Annotated in this window: 18 protein-coding genes; 10 read left to right on the top strand and 8 right to left on the bottom strand. The window is 66.3% G+C overall.

Features of this window, described 5'->3' with window-relative positions; genetic code table 11:
• Window positions 1-269 precede the first annotated feature (269 nt).
• Window positions 270-2546: an adenosylcobalamin-dependent ribonucleoside-diphosphate reductase gene (locus G4Z14_RS10970; RefSeq protein WP_164625625.1), complete on the bottom strand. Its 2277-nt coding sequence runs from the start codon at window positions 2544-2546 to the stop codon at window positions 270-272.
• 140 nt (window positions 2547-2686) lie between these two features.
• Between G4Z14_RS10970 and G4Z14_RS10965 the strand changes: the two genes are divergently transcribed.
• Both G4Z14_RS10965 and G4Z14_RS10960 read left to right on the top strand, forming a co-directional pair.
• On the top strand, window positions 2687-3118 hold the full coding sequence (locus tag G4Z14_RS10965; RefSeq protein WP_164625649.1) for a DUF1489 family protein: 432 nt from the start codon (window positions 2687-2689) through the stop codon (window positions 3116-3118).
• Window positions 3119-3280: 162 nt separating this feature from the next.
• Entirely contained in the window at window positions 3281-4186 is a 906-nt protein-coding gene (locus G4Z14_RS10960; protein ID WP_227751656.1) for a DMT family transporter, read from the top strand.
• Here the strand turns inward: G4Z14_RS10960 and G4Z14_RS10955 are convergent.
• The 4 genes from G4Z14_RS10955 to hisS form a co-directional block, all read right to left on the bottom strand.
• Window positions 4148-4492, bottom strand: coding sequence for a hypothetical protein (locus G4Z14_RS10955; protein WP_164625621.1), 345 nt, complete (start codon window positions 4490-4492; stop codon window positions 4148-4150). The genes G4Z14_RS10960 and G4Z14_RS10955 overlap by 39 nt on opposite strands.
• A 61-nt stretch (window positions 4493-4553) precedes the next feature.
• Complete coding sequence (hisG, locus tag G4Z14_RS10950) at window positions 4554-5261, bottom strand: ATP phosphoribosyltransferase (protein ID WP_164625619.1); 708 nt, start codon at window positions 5259-5261, stop codon at window positions 4554-4556.
• On the bottom strand, window positions 5258-6355 hold the full coding sequence (locus G4Z14_RS10945) for an ATP phosphoribosyltransferase regulatory subunit (RefSeq protein ID WP_164625617.1): 1098 nt from the start codon (window positions 6353-6355) through the stop codon (window positions 5258-5260). The genes hisG and G4Z14_RS10945 overlap by 4 nt, the downstream gene beginning before the upstream one ends.
• A 175-nt stretch (window positions 6356-6530) precedes the next feature.
• Window positions 6531-8093, bottom strand: a complete 1563-nt coding sequence (hisS, locus tag G4Z14_RS10940; RefSeq protein ID WP_164625616.1) for a histidine--tRNA ligase — start codon at window positions 8091-8093, stop codon at window positions 6531-6533.
• An 81-nt stretch (window positions 8094-8174) separates the two neighbouring features.
• On the opposite strand from hisS, the gene G4Z14_RS10935 reads away from it, so the two are divergent.
• Complete coding sequence (locus G4Z14_RS10935) at window positions 8175-8366, top strand: SlyX family protein (RefSeq protein WP_164625647.1); 192 nt, start codon at window positions 8175-8177, stop codon at window positions 8364-8366.
• A 3-nt stretch (window positions 8367-8369) separates the two neighbouring features.
• Window positions 8370-9425, top strand: a complete 1056-nt coding sequence (locus tag G4Z14_RS10930; RefSeq protein WP_164625614.1) for an AbrB family transcriptional regulator — start codon at window positions 8370-8372, stop codon at window positions 9423-9425.
• Between the two features lie 12 nt (window positions 9426-9437).
• On the opposite strand, the gene G4Z14_RS10925 is transcribed toward G4Z14_RS10930, so the two are convergent.
• Window positions 9438-10331 (bottom strand): LysR substrate-binding domain-containing protein, encoded by an 894-nt coding sequence (locus tag G4Z14_RS10925; RefSeq protein ID WP_164625612.1) that lies wholly within the window; start codon window positions 10329-10331, stop codon window positions 9438-9440.
• Window positions 10332-10433: 102 nt separating this feature from the next.
• On the opposite strand from G4Z14_RS10925, the gene G4Z14_RS10920 reads away from it, so the two are divergent.
• Window positions 10434-11354, top strand: a complete 921-nt coding sequence (locus tag G4Z14_RS10920) for a DMT family transporter (protein ID WP_164625610.1) — start codon at window positions 10434-10436, stop codon at window positions 11352-11354.
• On the opposite strand, the gene G4Z14_RS10915 is transcribed toward G4Z14_RS10920, so the two are convergent.
• The gene (locus tag G4Z14_RS10915) at window positions 11312-11707 is read right to left on the bottom strand and encodes a GFA family protein (RefSeq protein ID WP_164625608.1); all 396 of its coding nucleotides are present in this window, start codon (window positions 11705-11707) and stop codon (window positions 11312-11314) included. The genes G4Z14_RS10920 and G4Z14_RS10915 overlap by 43 nt on opposite strands.
• 1 nt (window position 11708) lies before the next feature.
• Complete coding sequence (dnaE, locus tag G4Z14_RS10910) at window positions 11709-15221, bottom strand: DNA polymerase III subunit alpha (RefSeq protein ID WP_164625606.1); 3513 nt, start codon at window positions 15219-15221, stop codon at window positions 11709-11711.
• Between the two features lie 244 nt (window positions 15222-15465).
• Here dnaE and xdhA point away from each other — a divergent pair, with 244 nt between their 5' ends.
• The 5 genes from xdhA to G4Z14_RS10885 are packed head-to-tail and all read left to right on the top strand — an operon-like array spanning window position 15466 to window position 22752.
• Window positions 15466-16863 (top strand): xanthine dehydrogenase small subunit, encoded by a 1398-nt coding sequence (gene xdhA, locus G4Z14_RS10905; protein WP_164625604.1) that lies wholly within the window; start codon window positions 15466-15468, stop codon window positions 16861-16863.
• Entirely contained in the window at window positions 16860-19220 is a 2361-nt protein-coding gene (gene xdhB, locus G4Z14_RS10900; RefSeq protein ID WP_164625602.1) for a xanthine dehydrogenase molybdopterin binding subunit, read from the top strand. Before xdhA ends, xdhB begins: the two co-directional genes overlap by 4 nt.
• Window positions 19213-20148 (top strand): xanthine dehydrogenase accessory protein XdhC, encoded by a 936-nt coding sequence (xdhC, locus tag G4Z14_RS10895; RefSeq protein WP_164625596.1) that lies wholly within the window; start codon window positions 19213-19215, stop codon window positions 20146-20148. The genes xdhB and xdhC overlap by 8 nt, the downstream gene beginning before the upstream one ends.
• Window positions 20145-21686 carry an ABC transporter ATP-binding protein gene (locus G4Z14_RS10890; protein WP_164625594.1) on the top strand — a complete coding sequence of 514 codons (1542 nt, stop codon included), beginning with the start codon at window positions 20145-20147 and terminating at the stop codon, window positions 21684-21686. The genes xdhC and G4Z14_RS10890 overlap by 4 nt, the downstream gene beginning before the upstream one ends.
• Window positions 21673-22752: an ABC transporter permease gene (locus G4Z14_RS10885; RefSeq protein WP_164625592.1), complete on the top strand. Its 1080-nt coding sequence runs from the start codon at window positions 21673-21675 to the stop codon at window positions 22750-22752. The genes G4Z14_RS10890 and G4Z14_RS10885 overlap by 14 nt, the downstream gene beginning before the upstream one ends.

Here is a 22752-nt window from a genome sequence, read left to right as displayed (position 1 = left end):
CTGCCTCCTGCTCTTTGATCATCCCGATAATCTGCGCTTCGGTGAAACGGCTTTTCCTCATGTCGTCTGCTCCTTCAGGTTGGGCAGACTCTACATCACAGCGAGGGAACTTCCGGGGGGCAGGTCACATCCCGTCGGCTTTGCACCCGGCGGGGCGATCACATGGCCTCACCCATGCCCTGGCATCTTGCTGCTGACGACGCTGTCGGGGCGGGTCACGTCGGGCAAGCCGATCCGATCTCCGGCGAGTCAGACCCCGCCGCCCGAACTCAACCGCATTTTGAATGGCCGCAATCGTTGCAGGTCATGCAGCCCTCTTTCATCTGCATGGCGTAGCTGCCGCAGGACGGGCAGGCCTTGCCGCGCGGGGCGCCGCCCACGACCATCACCTCGGCCTTCGGGTCGGATTTCAACCCCAGCCCCTCGCCCTCGATGAAACCGATGGCGATCAGGTGGCGCTCGATCACCCCGCCGATGGCGGCGAGGATCGAGGGGATATACCGCCCTTCCATCCAGGCCCCGCCGCGCGGATCGAACACCGCCTTCAGCTCCTCGACCACAAAGGAAATGTCGCCGCCGCGCCGGAACACCGCCGAGATCATCCGGGTCAGCGCCACGGTCCAGGCAAAATGCTCCATGTTCTTGGAGTTGATGAACACCTCGAACGGCCGGCGGTGGCCCGAGATCACCACGTCATTGACGGTGATATAAAGCGCATGTTCGCTCCCCGGCCATTTGACCTTGTAGGTATGCCCCTCCAGCGCCGCCGGGCGCTCCAGCGGTTCGGAGAGGTAGATCACCTCGCCGCCCTGCACCTGTTCCGGGGCTTCGGACGGGGTCTTGTCCGACGCTTCCGACACCGTGAGGACCGAGCCGGTGACATCGTTCGGCCGGTAGGTGGTGCAGCCCTTGCAGCCCTGATCCCAGGCGGCCATGTAGACCTCCTTGAAGGCATCGAAGGAAATATCCTCGGGGCAGTTGATGGTCTTGGAAATCGACGAATCGATCCATTTCTGTGCCGCGGCCTGCATCCGCACATGGTCGAGCGGCGGCAGGGTTTGCGCATTCACGAAGTAATCCGGCAAGGGGGCCTCGCCATGGGTCTCGCGCCAGAGGCGGACGGCGTAATCCACCACTTCCTCCTCGGTGCGCGAGCCGTCCTTTTGCAGAACCTTGCGGGTATAGGCATAGGCAAAGACCGGCTCGATGCCGGAACTGACGTTGCCGGCATAAAGGCTGATGGTTCCGGTGGGCGCGATGGAGGTCAGCAGCGCGTTGCGGATGCCATGGCTGCGGATCGCGTCGCGCACATCGGCATCCATCTGCATCATGTTGCCCGAGGCCAGATAGCCCTCGGCGTCAAACAGCGGGAAGGCCCCCTTCTCTTTCGCCAGATCGACTGAGGCAAGGTAGGAGGCCCGCGCGATGGCGTGCATCCAGTCTTCCGTCTGGGCGGCGGCCTCGGGCGAGCCATAGCGCAGGCCCAGCATCAGAAGCGCGTCGGCAAGGCCGGTGACGCCAAGGCCGATGCGGCGCTTGTTCTGCGCCTCGGCCTGTTGCTGCGGCAACGGGAAGCGCGAGGCATCGACCACATTGTCCATCATCCGCACCGCAAGGCGGACCAGATCGTCCAGCGCCGCCGGGTCAAGCTGCGCCGCGGCGGTGAAGGCCCCGGTCACCAGCGTCGGCAGGTTGATCGAGCCCAGAAGGCAGGCGCCATAGGGCGGCAGCGGTTGTTCGCCGCAGGGGTTGGTCGCGGCAATGGTCTCGACATAGCCAAGGTTGTTGGCCTTGTTGATGCGGTCGATGAAGATGACGCCGGGTTCAGCGAAGTCATAGGTGTTGCGCATGATCTTGTTCCACAGATCGCGCGCCGGCAGAGTGCGGAACACCTTGCCGCCGAAGGTCAGCTCCCACGGGCCGTCGGCCTTGACGGCGGCCATGAAGGGATCTGTCACCAGCACCGAGAGGTTGAACATGCGCAGGCGGGCCGGGTCTTTCTTGGCCTCGATGAAGGCCTCGATATCGGGATGGTCGCAGCGCATGGTCGCCATCATCGCGCCCCGGCGGCTGCCTGCCGACATGATGGTGCGGCACATGGCATCCCAGACATCCATGAACGAGAGCGGCCCCGAGGCATCGGCGGCCACGCCCTTCACCTCGGCGCCACGCGGGCGGATGGTGGAGAAGTCATAGCCGATGCCGCCGCCCTGCTGCATGGTCAGCGCGGCCTCTTTCAGCGCGTCGAAGATGCCGGCCATGCTGTCGGGCACGGTGCCCATGACAAAGCAGTTGAACAGCGTCACATTGCGCGCGGTGCCGGCGCCTGCGGTGATGCGGCCGGCGGGCAGGTATTTGAAGCCTTCCAGCGCCTTGTAGAAGCGGTCCTCCCACAGCGCCGGGTCTTTCTCGACCTCGGCCAGCGCGCGGGCGATGCGGCGCCACGAATCCTCGACCGTGCCGTCGATCGGGGTGCCGTCAGCTTCCTTGAAACGGTATTTCATGTCCCAGATGGCTTCGGCAATGGGGGCGGAGAAGGGCGACATCGGCAGTCCTTTGGGGAATCTCTTGTGGGGCGCTCGGGCGAAGGCCCAAGATACGCCCATGGGCGGCAAGCGGCAAGCCTTGAGGATGCCGGCCCGCGCCCTATTGTGTGGGGCAGGCGGCCGGGGGAATCGCCGGGGGAATCGTGGACCATCTGAACATCATCAAGCTTTGCGTCGGGGCAGAATCGGTCGAGGACCTGCTCGACTGGCAGAAGGACAACGCCCCCCGCTGGGCGCCCGGAACGGCAGAGCATGTCACCCGGATGTGGCCGAAACGTGCCGGGGAAATCCTTGCCGGCGGCTCGCTTTACTGGGTCATCAAGGGCGTGGTGCTGGCCCGGCAACGCATCGTCGGACTGGAGGAACGCCGGGGCGCCGATGGCATCGCGCGTTGCGCGCTGGTCCTGGACGCCGAGGTGATCCGCACCGAGGCGGCCCCCCGCCGCCCGTTTCAGGGCTGGCGCTATCTGGTCCCTGAGGAAACCCCGCGCGATCTGCCGCAGGGCCGCGAGCGGGATGACAAACTGCCCCCGGCGCTGGAACAGGCGCTGGCGGAAATCGGGCTGCGCTGAAAAGGCGCCCTCGTTGTCGGCTGCGCGACCGCATGTTGGGGTCGCAAGGTCACCAGAACACGCCCCGCGCCCTGATCCGCGAACTGGCCAGCCGGGTGAACCCTTAGGTCCAGCCGGCCCCGCCCCTTTTCATTCCGGCCAGGCCCCGGCATGAAGGAGGCCATGACCCACCGCCCGCTCTGGCTGATCGCCGCCCCTGTCGTGTTCCTGATCCTGTGGTCGGCCGGCTTTGCCGTCGCCAAGATCGCCGTTGCCCATGCCGCGCCGCTGACTGTGCTGGCGCTGCGCTACAGCATGGTTCTGGCGCTCCTGATCCCGGTCGCGCTGGTGATGCGCCCGCCGATGCCCTCGCTGCGTGGGGCGCGCGATGTGGCGATCGTGGGGTTTCTCATCCAGGTCGTCTATTTCGGCCTGTGCTATGTCGCCTTCAAGTCCGGTGTCTCGGCGGGGGCGGTGGCGATCGTCGTCTGCCTGCAACCGATCCTTGTGGCGCTTGTCGCCCCCCGGCTGGTGGGCGAGGCGGTCAGCGGCAAGGGCTGGCTCGGGCTGATCCTTGGCCTTCTTGGCGCGGCGCTGGCGATTGCCGGCCGCTCCAGCATCGCCGTCGAGAACGCCTTTGGGGTCGGGCTGACCGTTCTGGCGCTGTTCGGCATCACCGCGGGCACGCTTTGGGAAAAGCGCTTTGGCGTGAGCCACCATCCGGTGGCGTCGAACCTCATCCAATACGCGGTGGGGGCGGCCTTTTGCGTGCCCGCCGCGCTGCTGACCGAAAATACGGCGATCGACTGGGCGCCGGAATTTCTCTGGTCCATGGCCTATCTGGTCATCGGCAATTCACTGCTGGCCATGTCGCTTTTGCTGGCGATGATCCGCGTCGGCGAAGTCGCGCGGGTGTCGTCGCTGTTCTACCTCGTGCCGGCGCTGTCGGCGCTTTGCGCCTGGCCGCTTCTGGGCGAGGTGATGCCGGTGCTGGGTTGGGCGGGCATGGCGCTGGCGGGTCTGGGCGTGGCGCTGGTGGCGCGCAGGCCCTCACCAGCCCGCCGGATTACCGGAACGGATGACACCTGAGCCCTCTTCGCCCGCAGGCCCGATCCAGACCACCTGCGCCCCGGAGATCACCGCCCGCCAGCAGCCGGCAGGCCCGTCGCCGTAGTCAAAGCACATCTTCGCGCCATTGATCGACCAGCGACCGGCGTAATCGGCGGCGCGGATCGTGCCGTCGGGGGCGTAGAATTCGGCATAGGGGCCAGAGGCCGCCATCGCCCCCTCCACCGTGTTGCCGACAATGGCCGCGCGCAGGTCGCCGCCGCTGGCCGTGCCTTGGGCAAGGGCGGTCGCCGGAAGCAGCAGAAGAAGAAAAGCAAGCGCGCGCATCGGAAGGACCCTGTGGGAACGGCCCGAGGGTAGAGCCTTTGGGTCCGGCGTCAAGCCCCGGTCAGAACCCGTCGGGCAGCTTGACGCCCAGCCGGCCGGCAAGCGCCCGCAGCACTGCCCCCGCCTCGGACCAGTCGGCGGCGCGGGCGGCGTAGAGCGTCGCCTGGCTTTGATGCACCAGCCCATCCGACAGGATCTTCAGATGGTTGGCGCGCAGCGTCTCGCCGGTCGAGGTGATGTCGGCCACCGCCTCGGCGGTCAGGTTCTTCACCGTGCCTTCGGTCGCGCCCTGACTGTCCACGAGCTGATAATCGGCGACGCCCTGCGCCGTCAGGAACTCGCGCACCAGCCGGTGATACTTGGTGGCAATGCGCAGCCGGAAGCCATGGGCGGCCCGGAAGGCGCCGGCCGCCGCGTCGAGATCATCCAGCGTGTCGACGTCGATCCAGGCATCGGGCACCGCGATGATGAGATCGGCATGACCAAAGCCCAAGGGGGCAAGCTCGGCGACCTGAACCTCCCAGTCCGCCAGCTTGTCGCGCACGAGGTCCGATCCGGTGACGCCAAGGTGAATCCGCCCCGCCGCCAGCTCGCGCGGGATTTCCCCGGCGGACAGCAGCACCAGTTCCACTCCGGCAATCCCGTCGACCGCGCCGGAATATTCCCGCTCGTTGCCGGTGCGCTGCATGGTGACGCCGCGGGCGCCGAACCAGTCGAAGGTCTTTTCCATCAGCCGCCCCTTGGACGGCACCCCGATTTTCAGCATCACGCGGCCCCCTTCAGCGCAGCCACCAGATTGGGCCGGATGATCCCGCCGACGGCCGGGATGGACTTGCCCTGCCCCAGCACCGCCGTCAGCGCGTCATAGCGCCCGCCGCTGGCCACCGGGGGCAGATCGGCCGGGCCGATGAAGGCAAAGGTGAAGCCGTCGTAATATTCCATCGTGGTGCGGCCAAGGCTCGCCTCGAAGGCCAGCGTGGCCGTGTCAACGCCGCGGGCCTTGAGCGCCTCCAGCCTTGTGGCAAAGCGGGCGACCGCCGGGGCGATGGCCGGCAGCAGCGGCGTGATGCCGCGCAGATGCTCCAGCGCCGACTGGGCCGGGGCCTGCAGGCCGAGGAGATCGTAAAGCAGCGCCGCCGCCGGGGCCGCGATCGGCTTCGCGCCCGCATCCTCGATCAGGGCGCTGGCGCGGGCGGCGATTTCCGCCTCGCCACGCAGGCCGATCAGCGGCGCGGCCTGCGCGATCAGCTCCGACGGGCTGCCCTTGGCCAGCCGCTCCAGCAGCTGCGCCCGGGCGGGCGGCATCGGCGCGCGGCCGGCGAACCGGTCGAGCAGGGCGCGGAAACGCTTCGGCCGCCAGATGTGGCGCAAGAGGGCAGCCTTGCGGCGCGGCGTGGTGTCAAGGCCCCGTACGGCGGCCATCAGGATGCCGATGTCGCCGGTCACGGCGCGCAGGGCAAGCCCTTGCAGGGCTTGCGAAAACAGCGCGAAAACCTCGGCATCGGCGGCCTCGGGCGCGGCGCGGTCGAAGACTTCGAAGCCGACCTGCAGATATTCGCTGGCGCGCGGGCCAAGGTGGTCCTGCTTGCGGAAGACCTCGCCCATATAGGCATAGCGCGCCGGGTCGGCGCCATGGGCCATATGGGCCTGCACCACCGGCACGGTGAAGTCGGGCCGCAGCATCATCTCGCCGCGCAGGGGGTCATGGGTGACATAGGCCCGGGCGCGGATGTCCTCGCCGTAAAGGTCAAGCATGGTGTCGGCCGGCAGCAGGATGTCGGCCTCGACCGGTGCAGCCCCGGCGGCAAGGAAGGCGGCGTAAAGGCGTTCGGCCTCGGCGCGGATGGCGGGTTTCGTGGTCATTTGGTGTTCCCGTTGCGGGCAGAGTTGCGGGCAAGCTGGCCCCCCACCCCCAGCCCCTCCCCACGGGGGGGAGGGGAGGCCCTCATCGCCCGCCGTCTTGCGCAGACCTTTGGCGCCTTGCACTGCCCTCCCCCCTTGTGGGGGAGGGAGAGGGAGGGGGGGCTGGCGAAGCCCATCATTGCCCCAGCATATTCCGCACCGCCGCCACCAGATCGGCGCGGGGCACTTCCACTTGCGCGGGACGGTCCTTCCATTCTTCCAGCGTGGCGTTCTGGGCGATCTGCGCCCCAAGGATCAGGTCCTTCAGGATGACCACGCCCTTTTCCGCTTCGTTGCCGCCCTGGATCACCGCCACGGGGGATTGCCGTTTGTCGGCGTATTTCAACTGGTTGCCGAAGTTCTTGGGGTTGCCGAGATAGACTTCCGCCCGAATGCCCGCATTGCGCAGATCGGCCACCATGGCCATGTAATCGGCCATCCGGTCGCGGTCCATCACCGTCACCACCACCGGACCCGCCGAGGCGCCGCCGACGCGCCCCTTGGCGCGCAAGGCGGCAAGGAGACGGTCAACGCCGATCGACACGCCCGTGGCCGGCACCGCCTGCCCGGTGAAGCGCTTGACCAGATCGTCATAACGCCCACCGCCCGCCACCGAGCCGAACTGCCGCTTGCGGCCCTTTTCGTCGAGGATTTCAAAGGTCAGCTCGGCCTCATAGACCGGGCCGGTGTAATAGCCGAGGCCGCGGACGACGCCGGGATCAATCCGAATTTGATCTGCGCCGTAGCCTTGAGTCTGTAGAAGATCCGCGATTTGCTTTAGCTCTTGAACCCCCTCCAAGCCAATTTGGCTGGAGCCGACAATTGTCTCAAGATACAAGCACGCGACCCCATTCCTGAACTCGGGCGAATGCGACATCTCCCTGATGTGTGAAGGGGCGGCAGCCTGTGACGACTCAAACACCATATTGTCAATCGCGGTATTCGCGCTGACGAATGTCATGATGGTTCCAATTTGGTGTTCTGTTAGCCCCGCGCCCTTGGTGAAATCGCCGCTCTCATCCTTGCGGCCGGCCCCCAGCAAAGCCCGCACGCCGTCATCCCCCAGCCGGTCGATCTTGTCGATGGCGCGCAGGACGATCCCGCGCTCATGGGCGAAGCGGTCAGGGTTCGCCGGGTCGAGCACGCCCGCCACTTCCATCACCCCGTTCAGCACCTTGCGGTTGTTCACCTTCACCACATAGTCGCCGCGCGGAATGCCGACGGTTTCGAGGGCATCCGACAGCATGGCGCAGATCTCGGCATCGGCAGCGACCGAGCCGGAGCCGACCGTATCGGCATCGCATTGATAGAACTGCCGGAACCGCCCCGGCCCCGGCTTTTCGTTGCGCCAGACCGGACCCATGGCATAGCGCCGGTAGGGCGCCGGCAGGTCATTGCGGAACTGCGCCGCGACGCGCGCCAAGGGCGCGGTCAGGTCATAGCGCAGCGCCAGCCAGTCGCCGTCCTCGTCCTGCCAGCCAAAGACGCCTTCGTTCGGGCGGTCGACATCGGGCAGGAATTTGCCCAAGGCCTCCACCGTCTCGACCGCCGAGGTTTCCAGCGGGTCAAAGCCGTAGCGATGATAGACCCCGGTGATCGCATCCAGCATCGCCTTGCGTTCGGTCACTTCCGGGCCGAAATAATCGCGGAAGCCTTTCGGGGTTTCTGCCTTGGGACGGCGGATTTTGGCATCGGACATGGGATTGCACCTTGCATCGCTTGGCCCTTCCTCTAACGAAGGGGCAAAGGCACGGCAAGCGGCGGATGGCGCATGGAACCTCTGGACAGGCTGGAAGAACGCATCGCGCATCTGATCCGCGCGGTCGATGAGCTGTCGGACGTGGTGGCGGCGCAAGCGCGCGAGATCGACACGCTGAAGCGGCGGGTGCAGATGCTGATGGAGCGCGAGGCCGAACGCGAGGCTTCGGGCCTCGGCAGCGCCGAAGCCAACGTGCCGCCACCGCATTGGTAAGCCATGCGGGTTCTGGGCGTTGATCTTGTCGCGCTGGGCCTGACGCTGGCCCTGGGGGCGGTCGGAGGCGTTCTGGCCCATGCCGCGCATCTGCCCTTGGGCTATCTTCTGGGGTCGATGGTGCTGGTGGGCGTCCTGTCGGCGCTGGGTGCCAAGCCCTTTGGCAAGCTGCCGACCCTGCCCGCCCGGTTGCGGTTTTCCTTTGTGCCGGTGATCGGCGTGGCAATCGGCGGCGCCTTCACGCCCGAGGTGGCCCGCGCGGCGCTTGGCTGGGGGCCATCGCTGGCGGCGCTGTTCGTCTTTGTGCCGCTGGCCCATGCGCTCGGCTATGCCGTGTTCCGGCGCGGCGGTTTCGCCCCGGCCGAGGCGTTTTACGGCGCAGTGCCGGGGGGCCTGATCGAAAGCGTGCAGATGGGCGAGGAGGCGGGGGCAGATGTGCGCCTGCTGATCGTGGTGCAGACGCTGCGGCTGATCCTGACCATCATCACCGTACCGCTGATCTTTCTGGCGCTGACCGGGCATGCGGTGGGATCGGCGGCGGGAGCGACCATGGTCGGCGGGGCGGCGCCGCTGACGGTGCGTGACATCGGGCTGATGATCGCCGCCGGGCTGATCGGGGCGCAGGCGGGCAAGCGGTTGCGGCTGCCGGGCTACATCATCACCGGGCCCTTGCTGTGTTCGGCCATATTGCATGTCACCGGCCTGATGCAGGCCATCCCGCCGGGCTGGCTGGTGTCGGTCACGCAGGTCATCCTTGGCGCGGGTCTGGGCGTGCGCTTTGTCGGCATGGACCGGCGCATGCTTGCCCGGTGCGGGCGGCTGGCGATGCTGAACGGCGCGTTGGCGCTGGGGCTGGCCTTTGGATTTGCCGGCGTCGTGCATGGGGTGACGGGCGAGCCGGTGGCGGCGGGTTTCCTCGCCTTCGCGCCGGGCGGGCTGGCCGAGATGAGCCTGATCGCCCTGAGCCTGAACATGTCGGTGATCTACGTCACCGCCCATCACGTCCTGCGCATCGTCTTGGCAGTGAGTTTCGCCAAGCTCGGGCGGCGGCTGGTCTGACGGCCGGGCGCGTCACACCCCGGCGGCGGACAGCCGGTCGAGACACCAGCGCCAGAGTGCCGCTGCCCCGGCGCTGCGATCAGGCTGGCGCTTGCGCAGGATGTAGTAGTCCGGGCTGACCCGCATCGACCGCGCCATCACCTGTTCGAGCCGCCCGTCGGCAAGCTCTGCCGCCACAAGCGCGCGGTTGACCACGATCACCCCCTGCCCCGCCACGGCCGTATCAATGGCCAGTGTGGTCAGGCTGAAGCGCGGTCCGGGGTTGGGCTGCCTGCCACCAAGAAAGCCCTGCCAGTGATCGAGGCAATGATGGACAAAGGGCAGGCTCAGGATTTCGGTTTCATCCAGCGGCAAGGGGCGTTGGCCGACCAGCGCCGGGCTCGCCACCGCAATCAGGTCTTGCGGAAGCAAAAGCCGCGCCTCGACTTCAGGGGCAAAGGGCGGGCGGGCAAGGCCGATGGCGACATCCACGTCATCGCGGGTGAAATCGGGCAGGTCCTCTTCGGCAATGGTGCGCAACTCCACTCCCGGCAGCGCGGCCCGCAACTCGGCCATGCGCGGGATCAAGAGCCGGGTCGCCACAGTGGGCGTCACCGAGATCGTCACGCGGGCCGGCCGGGCCACAAGCTGGGCGGTGGCGCTCGTCAGCGTGTCGAAGGCAGCGCTGACCTCGGCCAGATAGGCCTTGCCCTCCGGGGTCAGCGCCAGCCCGCGCGGCAGGCGGTGGAACAGGGTCAGGCCAAGATGATCTTCCAGCCCGCGCACCTGCTGGGCGACGGCGCCCTGGGTGACGGCCAGTTCCTCGGCCGCCGCGCGAAACGACAGCGCCCGGCCCGCGGCCTCGAAGGCGCGCAGGCTGTTCAGCGGCGGCAACTTGCGGGTGGGCAGTTTGAGCGGGGGCAGCATCGGGGCAAAGCCTGTAGGTTTTCTACAGCCTGACAGGTTTTCTTCTGGCGTGAAAGGGGAAAGGCTTTGCGGCATAAGGGCGGAGCAACGAAAGGTTTCCCCATGGCGCGTGCCTATGCAGCCCTGATCCTCATCGGTTTCGTCTGGGGGTCGAACTTCATCTTCATCAAGATGGCGACCGAGGTTCTGCCGCCGATGCAGGTGGTGTTCCTGCGGGTGGTCGCGGGCTTCCTGCCGCTGGCGGGCTATGCAGTCTGGACCGGGGCGTTCACGCGCGCCCAATTGCGCCACTTGCCGCATTTCGCGGTGATGTCGGTGCTGGCGACCTCGTTCTACTACTATGGCTTTGTTGCCGGCGGGGCATTGTTGCCCTCATCGGTGGCGGGGCTTCTGGGTGGGGCGATTCCGATCGTGACCTTCCTGACTACACTGGTTTTCCTGCGAACCGAGCGGCCGAATGGCCTGATCGCCCTTGGGGTGGCCCTGGGGTTCATCGGCATCGCGCTGACTGCGCGGCCTTGGGAAAACGGCGCGACAATTTCGCTGCGCGGCGTGGCCTGGCTGTTGTCGGGGGTGGTGAGCGTGGGGATTTCCTTTGTCTATGCCCGCCGATATCTGGCCCCTCTGGGCCTCGCGCCGGTGGCCTTGGCGACATGGCAGACCGGACTTGCCTCCCTGACCCTTGCTGCAGTGACGGATTTTCACGGCATCACGGTGATCCTAGACCACCCCCGCGCGCTTTGGGCGCTGGTGCTGGGGTTGGGCGTGCTGGGCACGGGTCTGGCCTATCTGATCTACTATTACATGGTGCAGAAACTGGGGGCCGTCGGGGCCTCGGGCGCGACCTATCTGCCGGCGGTGGTGGCCGTCATCATCGGCGGGGCGGTGGGCGAGACGATCGGCCTTCCAGAGATCGTGGCGCTGACGCTGATCCTTGGCGGAGTGGCGCTGATCCAGCTGGGCGGGGCACGGGCGCGGCGTCAGTCCTCGCTGCGCCCGTCGGACAGCCGATTGCCGGCGTAACGGTGCTTGAGCGGGAATTCCGGCAGCCAGCCTTCGCGCCGCACCGTCCACAGCTCATAGGTCGGGCGGAATTGGTCGGGCGCATCGAAGGCGCCAAGGTTGATGCCGATCTCATCGCCGAAATGGGCATAGACCGGAGAGCCGCAGGTCGGGCAAAAGAAGCGGCCCTTGTAGTCGCGCCGCTCGCCGGTGATGGTGACGGCAGCCTCGGGGAAGATCGCCGAGCCGTGGAACAAGGCGCCGTGGTTCTTGCGGCAGTCAAGGCAGTGGCAAAGGCCGGTGCGATAGGGCTCGCCCCGTGCTGTAAAGCGCAGCCCCCCGCACAGACAGCCGCCAGTGGTGATCCGGCCCATGTCAGATGTCCTCGACCAGCACCACGCCCTGCATGGCCTTGATCGCGCCGCGGATTTGCGGTGTGACCGGATAGGGCTTCGGCAGGGTCACATCAATCTCTCGGCCCGTGTCATCGGGCAGGCACAGCGTGATCTGCGCGCGGCTCTTGCCTTCCAGCTTGTCCAGAAGGCCAGCCAGCGAGGGGATGGTTTCCAGCCGGTTCAGGTGAATGCGGATCGCCTGCGCCCCGGCCTGATCGGCCACCTGATCAATGGGGGAAACCCCGTTGGCCAGCAGTTTCACCCCCTCGCCGTCGGGATCGGCCTTGACGGTCAGGACTACGTTCTTGCCGGGTTCAAGGTGATCACGCGCGGCTTCCAGCACGTCGGAGAAGACCGTGACCTCGTAAAGCCCGGTCGGGTCTGACAGCGACACAAAGGCAAAGCGGTTGCCCTTGGCCGATTTGCGTTCCTGCTTGGCGGCGACGGAACCGGCGATCTTCACCACCTTGGGCGAGCCTTGGGCAAGAACCATCTGCGTGACCTCGGCCAGAGTTTTCACGTCCTTACGCTTCAGGGCCGACATGTAATCGTCAAGCGGGTGACCGGACAGGTAGAAGCCCACCGCCTGATGCTCATGGCCCAGCCGCTCCACCGGCAGCCAGTCGTCGCGGTAGGGCACGCGGGGTTCGGGAATATCGGTGCCGCTGTCGCCGAACAGGCTGACCTGATTGGAGGATTTCGCCTCATGAATGGCCGCCGAATAGGCCACCAGCCCGTCCAGCGCCTCGAACACCCGGGCGCGGTTGGGGTCAAGCTGGTCAAAGGCGCCGGCGCGGGCCAGCATTTCCAGCGGGCGCTTGCCGACGCGCTTCAGGTCCACCCGGCGGGCAAAGTCGAACAGCGTCGCGAAGGGCTTTTCGCGCCCCTCGACCTGCCGGGCCTCGACGATCATCTTCATCGCCTCGACGCCGACGTTCTTCAGCGCGCCCAAGGCATAGACCAGCGCCTGATCCTTGACCTTGAAGGTCGCACCCGAGGCATTGACGCAAGGCGCCACCACCTTGACGCCCATCTTGTCCAGCTCGCGCTTGTAGACCGCCAGCTTGTCGGTGAGATGGATATCGCAGTTCATCACGCCGGACATGAATTCGACCGGGTGATTGGCCTTCAGCCAGCCGGTCTGATAGCTGACCACGGCATAGGCCGCCGCGTGCGACTTGTTGAAGCCGTAGTTGGCGAATTTCTCCAGAAGGTCAAAGACCTCGCCGGATTTCTTGGCATCGATGTCGTGGGTCTTCTTGCAGCCTTCGATGAACTTCGGCCGTTCCTTGGCCATTTCCTCGGCGATCTTCTTGCCCATGGCGCGGCGCAAGAGATCGGCCCCGCCAAGCGAATACCCCCCCATGACCTGCGCGATCTGCATCACCTGTTCTTGGTAAACGATGATGCCCTGGGTTTCCTTCAGGATATGGTCGATGGTCGGATGGATCGACTCCAGCGGTTTGAGCCCGTGCTTCACTTCGCAATAGGTCGGGATGTTTTCCATCGGACCGGGGCGATAGAGCGCCACCAGCGCCACGATATCTTCGATGCAGGTCGGCTTCATGCGCCTCAGCGCATCCATCATGCCAGAGCTTTCCACCTGAAACACCGCCACGGTCTTGGCGGCGGCGTAAAGCTCATAGGTCGCCTTGTCGTCCAAGGGGATATGGCCGATGTCATTTTCCGCCCCCGGTTTCGGGGCGTAAAGCTGCCGGCCATCGGCGGCGATGTGCAAGGGACGGCCCTGCTCGCGGATCTGGCGGATGGCATCCTGAATGACAGTCAGGGTCTTCAGGCCCAGAAAGTCGAACTTCACCAGCCCCGCCGCTTCGACCCATTTCATGTTGAACTGGGTCGCCGGCATGTCCGAGCGCGGATCCTGATACAAGGGCACCAATTCGTCCAAGGGACGGTCGCCGATCACCACCCCGGCGGCGTGGGTGGAGGCGTTGCGGTACAGCCCTTCGACCTGTTCGGCATAGGTCAAGAGCCGGCCCACCACCTCTTCCTTCGCCGCCTCGCGCAGGCGCGGCTCGTCGGCCAAGGCCTTGGTGATGCTGACCGGCTTCACCCCTTCGACCGGGATCATCTTCGACAGCCGGTCGACCTGCCCGTAAGACATCTGCAACACGCGCCCGACGTCGCGCACGGCGGCCTTGGACAGCAGCGCGCCAAAGGTGATGATCTGCGCCACCTTTTCGCGGCCGTAATGCTCCTGCACATAGCGGATCACCTCCTCGCGGCGGTCCATGCAGAAGTCGATGTCGAAGTCGGGCATCGAAACCCGCTCGGGGTTGAGGAACCGCTCGAACAGAAGCGCATAGCGCAACGGGTCAAGGTCGGTGATGGTCAGCACATAGGCCACCAGCGAACCGGCGCCCGAGCCGCGCCCCGGCCCGACCGGAATGTCGTGCTTCTTCGCCCATTTGATGAAGTCGGACACGATCAGGAAGTAGCCGGGGAAACCCATCTTCTCGATGATCTCGATCTCGAACTTCAGCCGCGCCTCGTATTCCTCGCGGGGGGCAGCGAGCTCGATCACCGCAAGGCGCTTTTCCAGCCCCTCCCAGGCCTGACGGCGCAACTCCTCCACCTCGTCATCGGCGAACCGCGGCAGGATCGGCTTGCGCTTGGACGCCATGAAGGCGCAGCGCCGGGCGATTTCCACCGTGTTTTCCAAGGCTTCCGGCAGGTCGGCGAACAATGCCGCCATTTCGGATTCGCTTTTCAGATAGTGCTGCGGCGTCAGGCGGCGGCGGGGGTCCAGCTGATCGACATAAGCCCCTTCCGCGATGCAGATCAGCGCATCATGCGCCTCGTACATCTCGGATTTCGGGAAATAGACGTCATTGGTGGCCACCAGCGGCAGGCCCATCTCATAGGCAAACTCGATATGGCCGCGCTCTGACCGCGCCTCGGCTTCGGGCAGCTTGCCACCCTCGCCGGGATGGCGCTGCAACTCGACATAAAGCCGGTTCGGATAGATCGCCGCCAGCCGCTCCAGAAGCGCGCGCGCCTTGGCCCCCTGCCCTGCGGCCAGAAACCGGCCCAAGGGCCCGTCCGGCCCGCCAGACAGACAGATCAGGCCGTCCGAATGCGCCGCAAGCTCCTCCAGCGTCACCTGCGGCAGCTGGCCGCCCCCAACGCCCTTGCCGTCGATGTAGAGGCAAGAGTTCAGCTTCATCAGGTTCATGTAGCCCGCTTCAGACTGCGCCAGCAGCACCACGGGCGCCGGCGCGCGGGGCTTTTCGCCGGGCTGGGCCGGGTCATGCGCCAGACTGATCTGGCAGCCGACGATCGGTTGCAGCCCGGCATCCTTGGCCAGCACCGAAAATTCCAGCGCCGCGAACATGTTGTTGGTGTCGGTCACCGCGACGGCGGGCATGCCCATGCCGGCGCAGGTCTTGACCAGTTTCTTCACCGGCACCGCCCCTTCAAGGAGCGAATGTTCGGTGTGGACGCGAAGGTGGATGAATCGGGGGGCTGCCATGGGTCCAGCCTAGCCGAGCCGCCCCAGCCGCGAAAGGGCCGGGTGGGCCGCGCCGATTAACTGGCGAAATTTGAAGCTGCTTCCAAATGCCGCCGAAAGATGGGGCTTGCCAGACTCCATCCCTGCATGGCTTCATGGCACCAGACCAGAGGCAAAATGCCACATCGGGCGCATGCTCCGCTTTACGCCGCATCGGGCGGACATGCACAGGGCCTGAACCGGGGAGAAGGCGGCGGGTTGATACATGTCTGAGATCGCGTTTCTGCTCAACGGAACGCCGGTCAGGGTTGCGGGCGAGGCACCGACCCGGACGCTTCTCGATTTTCTGCGCGAGACCAAGGGACTGACCGGCACCAAGGAAGGCTGCAACGAGGGCGATTGCGGCGCCTGCACGGTCATGGTGACGGATGCGGCCGGTACGCGGGCGCTGAATGCCTGCATCCTGTTCCTGCCGCAGGTGCAAGGCAAGGCCGTCCGCACCGTCGAAGGGCTTTGCGGGCCGCAGGGCGCATTGCACCCGGTCCAGACGGCAATGGTCGACCATCACGGCAGCCAGTGCGGCTTCTGCACGCCGGGGTTCTGCGTGTCGATGGCGGTTGGCCATCTGCAGGGGCGCAGGGATCATGACACGGTTCTGGCCGGCAACCTCTGCCGCTGCACCGGCTATGCCCCGATCATCCGCGCCGCCAAGGCCGCGGAAAGCGCGCCAGTGCCAGACTGGATGACGACCGATGCCTTCAATGTGGCGCAAATATCCTCTGGGGGTGCGGGGGGCGAAGCGCCCCCGCTGGGGTTCAGCCCGCGCAGCGTGGACGAGCTGGCCGACTGGTATCAGGCCAACCCCGACGCCACGCTGATCGCCGGGGCCACCGATGTCGGGCTCTGGGTGACAAAGCAGCTGCGCGAGTTGCCGAAGCCCACCTTCCTGAACGGCATCGCCGAGATGGCCCGGATCGAGCGGCAGGGCGACAGCCTGCGGGTCGGCGCGGGCGTCACCGTCGAAGCCCTGCGCGAAGCGGTGGCACCGCTGCACCCGTCCTTTGCCGAGATGCTGCGGCGCTTCGCCAGCCTTCAGGTCCGCAACGCCGCCACCATCGGCGGCAACATCGCCAACGGCTCGCCCATCGGTGATGCCCCGCCGGCGCTGATCGCCCTTGGCGCGACGCTGCATCTGCGGCAAGGGGGCACCCGGCGCGAGCTGCCGCTGGAGGCGTTCTTTCTTGACTATCGCAAGCAGGACCGGCGCCCCGGCGAGTTCGTCGAGGCGGTGACGATCCCGGCCCACGCCCCGGCACTTCGGATCTACAAACTGTCGAAAAGGTTCGATCAGGACATTTCTGCGGCCTGTGGCGGCTTCAATGTAGTCCTGAATGACGGAAAAGTGCAAAGCGCCCGGATCGCCTTTGGCGGCATGGCGGGCATTCCCAAGCGGGCAGCCGCGACCGAGGCCGCGCTTGTGAACCAACCCTGGAACCTTGCAACCATCGCAGCCGCGCGCGAGGCCATGGCGCAGGATTTCACACCGCTGAGCGACATGCGCGCCAGTGCCGCTTACCGGCTGACCGCCGCGCAGAACATGCTGACGCGCTATTTCCATGACCTCGCCGGGCATCCGGTTTCGGTGCTGGAGGTCGCGCCATGACGATGGGCAAGCCGCTTCCCCACGATTCCGCACCGCTGCATGTCACGGGTCAGGCGCGCTATGCCGACGATGTGCCGCTGCCGGCCGGCGCATTGCATCTGGCCTTTGGCCTATCGAGCTGCGCCCATGGCACGATCACCGGAATGGATCTTGCGGCGGTGCGCGCCGCGCCGGGCGTTGTGGCGGTGTTCTCGGCCGAGGACTGGCCAAAGGGCTTCGGCGAGATGCCCGATTGCTCGCCTTCCGTGCTTGACGAGCCGCTGCTGGCAGTGGGCCGGGTGCATTACATCGGCCAGCCGGTGTTTCTGGTGGTGGCCGACAGCCATCTGGCCGCGAGGAAGGCCGCTCGGCTGGGCCGCGTGGCCTATGACGAGCTGCCGGCGCTGCTGACCGTCGATGATGCGCTGGCGGCGAACAGCCGCTTTGAACAGGGGCCGGTGATCTGGGCCAAGGGTGATGCGGCCGGCGCGATTGCCCGCGCGCCGCATGTCCTTGAAGGCACATTCGAGGTCGGCGGGCAGGAGCATTTCTACCTTGAAGGTCAGGTCGCGCTGGCCCTGCCGGCCGAGGATGGCGGGGTGAATGTGATCTCCTCGACCCAGCATCCGACCGAGATCCAGCACAAGGTGGCCCATGCCCTGCATCTGCCGATGTCGGCGGTGCGGGTGGAAACCCGGCGGATGGGTGGCGGCTTTGGCGGCAAGGAAAGCCAGGGCAACGCGCTGGCGATTGCCTGCGCGCTGGCCGCCCGCGCCACCGGGCGGCCCTGCAAGATGCGCTATGACCGCGACGATGACATGATGATTACCGGCAAGCGGCATGACCTGCGCATCCGCTACCGCGTCGGCCATGACGCCGAGGGCCGGATTTCCGGCATCGAGTTCACCCATCTCTTCCGCTGTGGCTGGAGCCAGGATCTGTCCTTGCCGGTCGCCGACCGGGCGATGCTGCATGCCGACAACTGCTATCACCTGCCCGACATCCGCATCGAAAGCCACCGGCTGAAGACCAACACCCAAAGCGCCACCGCCTATCGCGGCTTCGGCGGGCCGCAGGGGATTGTCGGCATCGAGCGGGTGATCGACCATGTCGCCCATGCCACCGGGCGCGAGCCGCTGGAGGTGCGGCTTTTGAACTTCTACCGCTCGAACGGGACCGGCGGGCCGGGAAGCGGCACGCGCTTTGGCGGGCCGCATTCGCCGGCCAACTCGCAGCCGCAGACCACGCCCTTCCACATGGAGATGGAGGATTTCATCGGCCATGAGCTGGTGGCGGAATTGGAGAAAACCAGCAATTATCTGGCGCGGAAGGCGGAAATCGCCGCCTGGAATAGCACGAATCCGATATTGAAGCGCGGCATTGCGCTGGTGCCGGTGAAGTTCGGCATCTCCTTCACCCTTACCTGGCTCAATCAGGCCGGGGCCTTGGTGCATGTCTATCAGGACGGCTCGGTCATGCTGAACCACGGCGGCACCGAGATGGGTCAGGGGCTGAACCAGAAGGTCGCTCAGGTGGTGGCCGATGTCTTCGGGCTGGAGGCGGCGGCGGTGAAGATCACCGCAACCGACACCGCCAAGGTGCCGAACACTTCGGCCACGGCGGCAAGTTCCGGCTCGGACCTGAACGGCATGGCGGCGCGGGCGGCGGCCGAGACGATCCGCGGCCGGATGGCCGATTTCATCGCCGACAAGCACCAGACCAAGGCGGCCTCGGTGCGGTTCGAAGCCGGTCTCGTCAAACTCGCGGGCGAGCATTACGCCTTTGCCCAGGTCGCCGCCTGGGCCTATCAGGCGCGCATCTCGCTCTCGTCGACCGGCTATTACGCGACGCCGAAAATCACCTGGGACCGGGTGAAGGGCCGTGGCCGGCCGTTCCTCTATTTCGCCTATGGCGCGGCGGTGACCGAGGTGGTGCTGGACACGCTGACTGGCGAAAACCGGATGCTGCGGGTGGATATCCTGCATGACACCGGCACATCGCTGAACCCGGCTTTGGACATCGGGCAGGTGGAGGGCGCCTTCGTGCAGGGCGCGGGCTGGCTGACCACCGAAGAGCTGGTCTGGAACGGCAAGGGCGGGCTGACCACCCATGCGCCCTCGACCTACAAGATCCCGGCCTGTTCCGACCGACCGCCGGTGTTCAACGTCGCGCTCTGGGGCAAGCCCAACCGCGAGGACACGGTGGGCAAGTCGAAAGCCGTGGGCGAGCCGCCGTTCAACCTTGGGATTTCGGCGCTGATGGCGCTGTCGGATGCGGTGGCGGCCTGCGGCGACGGGTCGGCCTATGTCGCGCTGGATGCGCCCGCCACGGCGGAGCGGGTGCTGATGGCGGTCAGAAGGCAACAGGGCAATGTTTGATCTGACCTCCCTCACCCATGCCGTCGCCCGCCACTCCCGCGTGGCTCGTGTGGTGATTGCCGGTGCCAAGGGCTCCGCCCCGCGCGAAACCGGCGCTTCGATGTTGGTCTGGGCCGAGGGTCAATCCGGCACCATCGGCGGCGGGGCGCTGGAATGGCAAGCGGTGCAGCGTGCCCGGGACATGCTGGGCAAGGGCGGGCTGCGGCTGGATCATGAGGCGCTGGGACCGAAGCTGGGCCAATGCTGCGGCGGGGCGGTGACGCTGTTGACCGAGGTCTATCACGCCGGCAACCTGCCGATGGCGGCGGCGGTGATTGCCCGCAGCCTTGATGGCAGTGCCCTTCCTCTGGCCGTCCGGCGGCTGATGGACCGGGCGCGCGGCCGGGGTGAGGCCCCTGCCCCACAGCTGGTGCAAGGCTGGATGGTGGAGCCTTTGGCCGCCCCGTCACGGCAGCTGTGGATCTGGGGCGCGGGCCATGTCGGCCGGGCGCTGATCGCCGTGCTGGCGCCACTGCCGGGGCTGGAGATCACCTGGGTCGACACGGCGCCAGAGCGGTTTCCAGGCGATATCCCAAGCAATGTCAAAGCCTTGCCTGTGGCCAATCCGGCGCTCGCCGTGGCCCTTGCCCCGAAGGATGCCGAGCATCTGATCCTGACCTTTTCCCATGCGCTTGACCTTGAACTGTGCCACCGCCTGCTGGCCCATGGCTTTGCCGCCTGCGGCCTGATCGGTTCGGCGACAAAATGGGCGCGGTTCCGGGCGCGGCTGGCTGGCTTGGGACATTCGCCGCAAGCGATTGCAGGAATTGATTGCCCGATCGGCGATCCGACCTTAGGCAAGCATCCGCAGGCCATCGCCATCGGCGCGGCCAGCCATTTCCTGTCCCGGCGTGCCCGTGGTCAGATCAGGGAGAACACCGGCACATGAGCGAGCGGCCCATTCTGCTGTCCGTCGAGGGGATCACCAAGGCCTATCCCGGCGTGGTGGCCAACTCGGACGTAAGTTTCGCCATCCGCGAGGGCGAGGTTCACGCGCTTCTGGGCGAGAACGGCGCGGGCAAGTCGACCATGGTCAAGATGATCTATGGCCTGGTAAAGCCCGACACCGGCCGGATGACCTGGAAGGGCGGCGACTATGCCCCGGCGGCGCCCCGGGTGGCACGGGCGACCGGGGTGGCCATGGTGTTTCAGCACTTCTCGCTGTTCGAAGCGCTGAATGTCGCGGAGAACGTGGCGCTCGGCATGGAAAACCCGCCGCCGATGAAGCAACTCGCAGCGCGGATCAAGGCGGTCTCCGAGGAATACGGCCTGCCACTGGACCCGTCGCGCATGGTGGGCGATCTGTCGGCGGGGGAACGGCAACGGGTGGAGATCATCCGCTGCCTGCTGCAAGATCCCAGACTGCTGATCATGGACGAGCCGACCTCGGTCCTGACGCCGCAGGAGGTGGAAGTCCTGTTTCGCACCCTGCGGCAGCTTTCGGCAGAGGGCACGGCGATTCTCTATATTTCCCACAAGCTTGAGGAAATCCGCAGCCTGTGCGATGCGGCCACGATCCTGCGGCGCGGCAAGGTGGTGGGCACCGCCGACCCCAAGGCCTCGACGGCGCGGGAGCTGGCCGAGATGATGGTCGGCGCGACGCTGACCCCACCGGAACGGCCCGCGCCAAAGGATTGGGGCGGCCCCCATGCGGCGCTGGAAGTCAAGAGGCTGGCCGTCGCCTCGCCCATTGCCTTTGGCACCAGCCTGAAGGACGTGACCTTCACCGTGAGGAAGGGCGAGGTTCTGGGCATTGCCGGGGTGGCCGGCAACGGGCAGGACGAGCTTTTGCTGGCGCTCTCGGGCGAGATCAGGTCAGGGGATGGCATGGTAAAGGCGACCGGCGTGTCGGTGGGCGCGATGGGGCCGGCGGAGCGACGCAAGATCGGTTTCGTCATGGCGCCCGAGGACCGTCTGGGCCATGGCGCGGCGCCGGACATGTCCTTGGTGGAAAACGCCTTTCTGACCGGGGGCGTCCGCAAGGGGCTGACGAGGAACGGCTTCATCAACTGGCCCGCGGCAAGGGAATTTGCCGAGGCGATCATCAAGACCTATGACGTGCGCACGCCGGGCAGCCATGTCGCGGCGCGCGCGCTGTCGGGGGGCAATCTGCAGAAATTCGTGGTCGGGCGCGAGTTGATGCAGAACCCCGACGTCATCGTCATCAACCAGCCGACCTGGGGTGTCGACGCGGCGGCGGCGGCAGCGATCCGGCAGGCCATTCTTGACCGCGCAGCCGAGGGGGCCGCCGTGGTGGTCATCAGCCAGGATCTAGAGGAACTTCTTGAAATCGCAGACACATTTGCCGTTCTGAACGAGGGGAGGCTGACCGCCCCCCGGCCCGTGAAGGGCCTGACCATCGACCAGATCGGTCTGATGATGGGCGGCGCGCATGGCATGGAGGTGGCCCACCTTGCTGAGGCTTGAAAAGCGCCCGAACCCGTCGAAGCTCTGGCTTTACGGCACGCCCGTCATGGCGGTGATCCTGACGATGATCGTCGGGGGCATGCTGTTTGCAACCATGGGCAAGGACCCGTTCGAGGTGATCCGCACCATCTTCTGGGACCCGCTGTTCGGCGAATTCGCCTTCTACCTGCGCGGGCAGTTGCTGGTGAAGGCCGGGCCGCTGATCCTGATCGCCATCGGGCTGGCTCTGGGGTTCCGGGCGGGGATCTGGAACATCGGGGCCGAGGGTCAGTACATCATGGGCGCGATCTGCGGCGCGGCGGTAGGTCTGGCGGTCTATCCGACGGAAAGCCGCTGGATCTACCCCGCAATGGTGATTGCCGGCGCTTTCGGCGGCTGGGCCTGGGCGATGATCCCGGCCATTCTGAAAACCCGGTTCCACACCAACGAAATCCTTGTCTCGCTGATGCTGGTCTATGTGGCGCAGACCATTCTGGCCAAGGCCTCGACCGGGTTCCTGAAGAACCCCGAGGGCATGGGCTTTCCGGGCAGCCGGAACTTCTCCAGCTATCCGGCCGCCGCAAACCCCGAGCTGATCGCCGGGTCGGGCATCCATTGGGGCGTGGTGACGGCGCTGGCGGTGGCAGGGGTGGCCTGGGTGCTGCTGTCGCGCCACATCATCGGCTTTCAGATCAGGCTTTCCGGTCAGGCCCCGCGCGCGGCGCGCTTTCACGGGGTGAACCCGTCGAAACTGGTGGTGCTGTGCATGGGCCTGTCGGGCGCTTTGGCGGGGTTGGCGGGGCTGTTCGAAGTCACCGGCCCGGCAGGGCAGATCACGATCGACTTCAACGTCGGCTATGGCTTTACCGCGATCATCGTCGCCTTCCTTGGCCGGCTGAACCCGATCGGCATTGTTTTTGCCGGTGTGCTGATGGCCCTGACCTATGTCGGCGGCGAGATGGCCTCGACCAACCTCGGCCTGCCCTCGGCCACGATTCAGGTGTTTCAGGGCATGCTGCTGTTCTTCCTTCTGGGGGTGGATGTGCTGACGAACTACCGGATCAGAACCTTCATGGGGGGCAAGTGA

The sequence above is a fragment of the Tabrizicola oligotrophica genome (assembly GCF_011008935.1).
Lineage (GTDB): Bacteria > Pseudomonadota > Alphaproteobacteria > Rhodobacterales > Rhodobacteraceae > Tabrizicola_A > Tabrizicola_A oligotrophica.
The sequence above is the reverse complement of the archived record's forward strand: the minus strand, read 5'-3'. Positions and strand labels throughout refer to the sequence as shown.

Excerpts from the sequence above, each read along its gene's own strand:
- G4Z14_RS10970 (WP_164625625.1), bottom strand. The coding sequence starts at position 2,546 with ATGTCGCCCTTCTCCGCCCCCATTGCCGAAGCCATCTGGGACATGAAA.
- G4Z14_RS10960 (WP_227751656.1), top strand. The coding sequence starts at position 3,281 with ATGACCCACCGCCCGCTCTGGCTGATCGCCGCCCCTGTCGTGTTCCTG.
- G4Z14_RS10955 (WP_164625621.1), bottom strand. The coding sequence starts at position 4,492 with ATGCGCGCGCTTGCTTTTCTTCTTCTGCTGCTTCCGGCGACCGCCCTT.
- G4Z14_RS10945 (WP_164625617.1), bottom strand. The coding sequence starts at position 6,355 with ATGACCACGAAACCCGCCATCCGCGCCGAGGCCGAACGCCTTTACGCC.
- hisS (WP_164625616.1), bottom strand. The coding sequence starts at position 8,093 with ATGTCCGATGCCAAAATCCGCCGTCCCAAGGCAGAAACCCCGAAAGGC.
- G4Z14_RS10930 (WP_164625614.1), top strand. The coding sequence starts at position 8,370 with ATGCGGGTTCTGGGCGTTGATCTTGTCGCGCTGGGCCTGACGCTGGCC.
- G4Z14_RS10925 (WP_164625612.1), bottom strand. The coding sequence starts at position 10,331 with ATGCTGCCCCCGCTCAAACTGCCCACCCGCAAGTTGCCGCCGCTGAAC.
- G4Z14_RS10920 (WP_164625610.1), top strand. The coding sequence starts at position 10,434 with ATGGCGCGTGCCTATGCAGCCCTGATCCTCATCGGTTTCGTCTGGGGG.
- G4Z14_RS10915 (WP_164625608.1), bottom strand. The coding sequence starts at position 11,707 with ATGGGCCGGATCACCACTGGCGGCTGTCTGTGCGGGGGGCTGCGCTTT.
- dnaE (WP_164625606.1), bottom strand. The coding sequence starts at position 15,221 with ATGGCAGCCCCCCGATTCATCCACCTTCGCGTCCACACCGAACATTCG.
- xdhA (WP_164625604.1), top strand. The coding sequence starts at position 15,466 with ATGTCTGAGATCGCGTTTCTGCTCAACGGAACGCCGGTCAGGGTTGCG.
- xdhB (WP_164625602.1), top strand. The coding sequence starts at position 16,860 with ATGACGATGGGCAAGCCGCTTCCCCACGATTCCGCACCGCTGCATGTC.
- xdhC (WP_164625596.1), top strand. The coding sequence starts at position 19,213 with ATGTTTGATCTGACCTCCCTCACCCATGCCGTCGCCCGCCACTCCCGC.
- G4Z14_RS10890 (WP_164625594.1), top strand. The coding sequence starts at position 20,145 with ATGAGCGAGCGGCCCATTCTGCTGTCCGTCGAGGGGATCACCAAGGCC.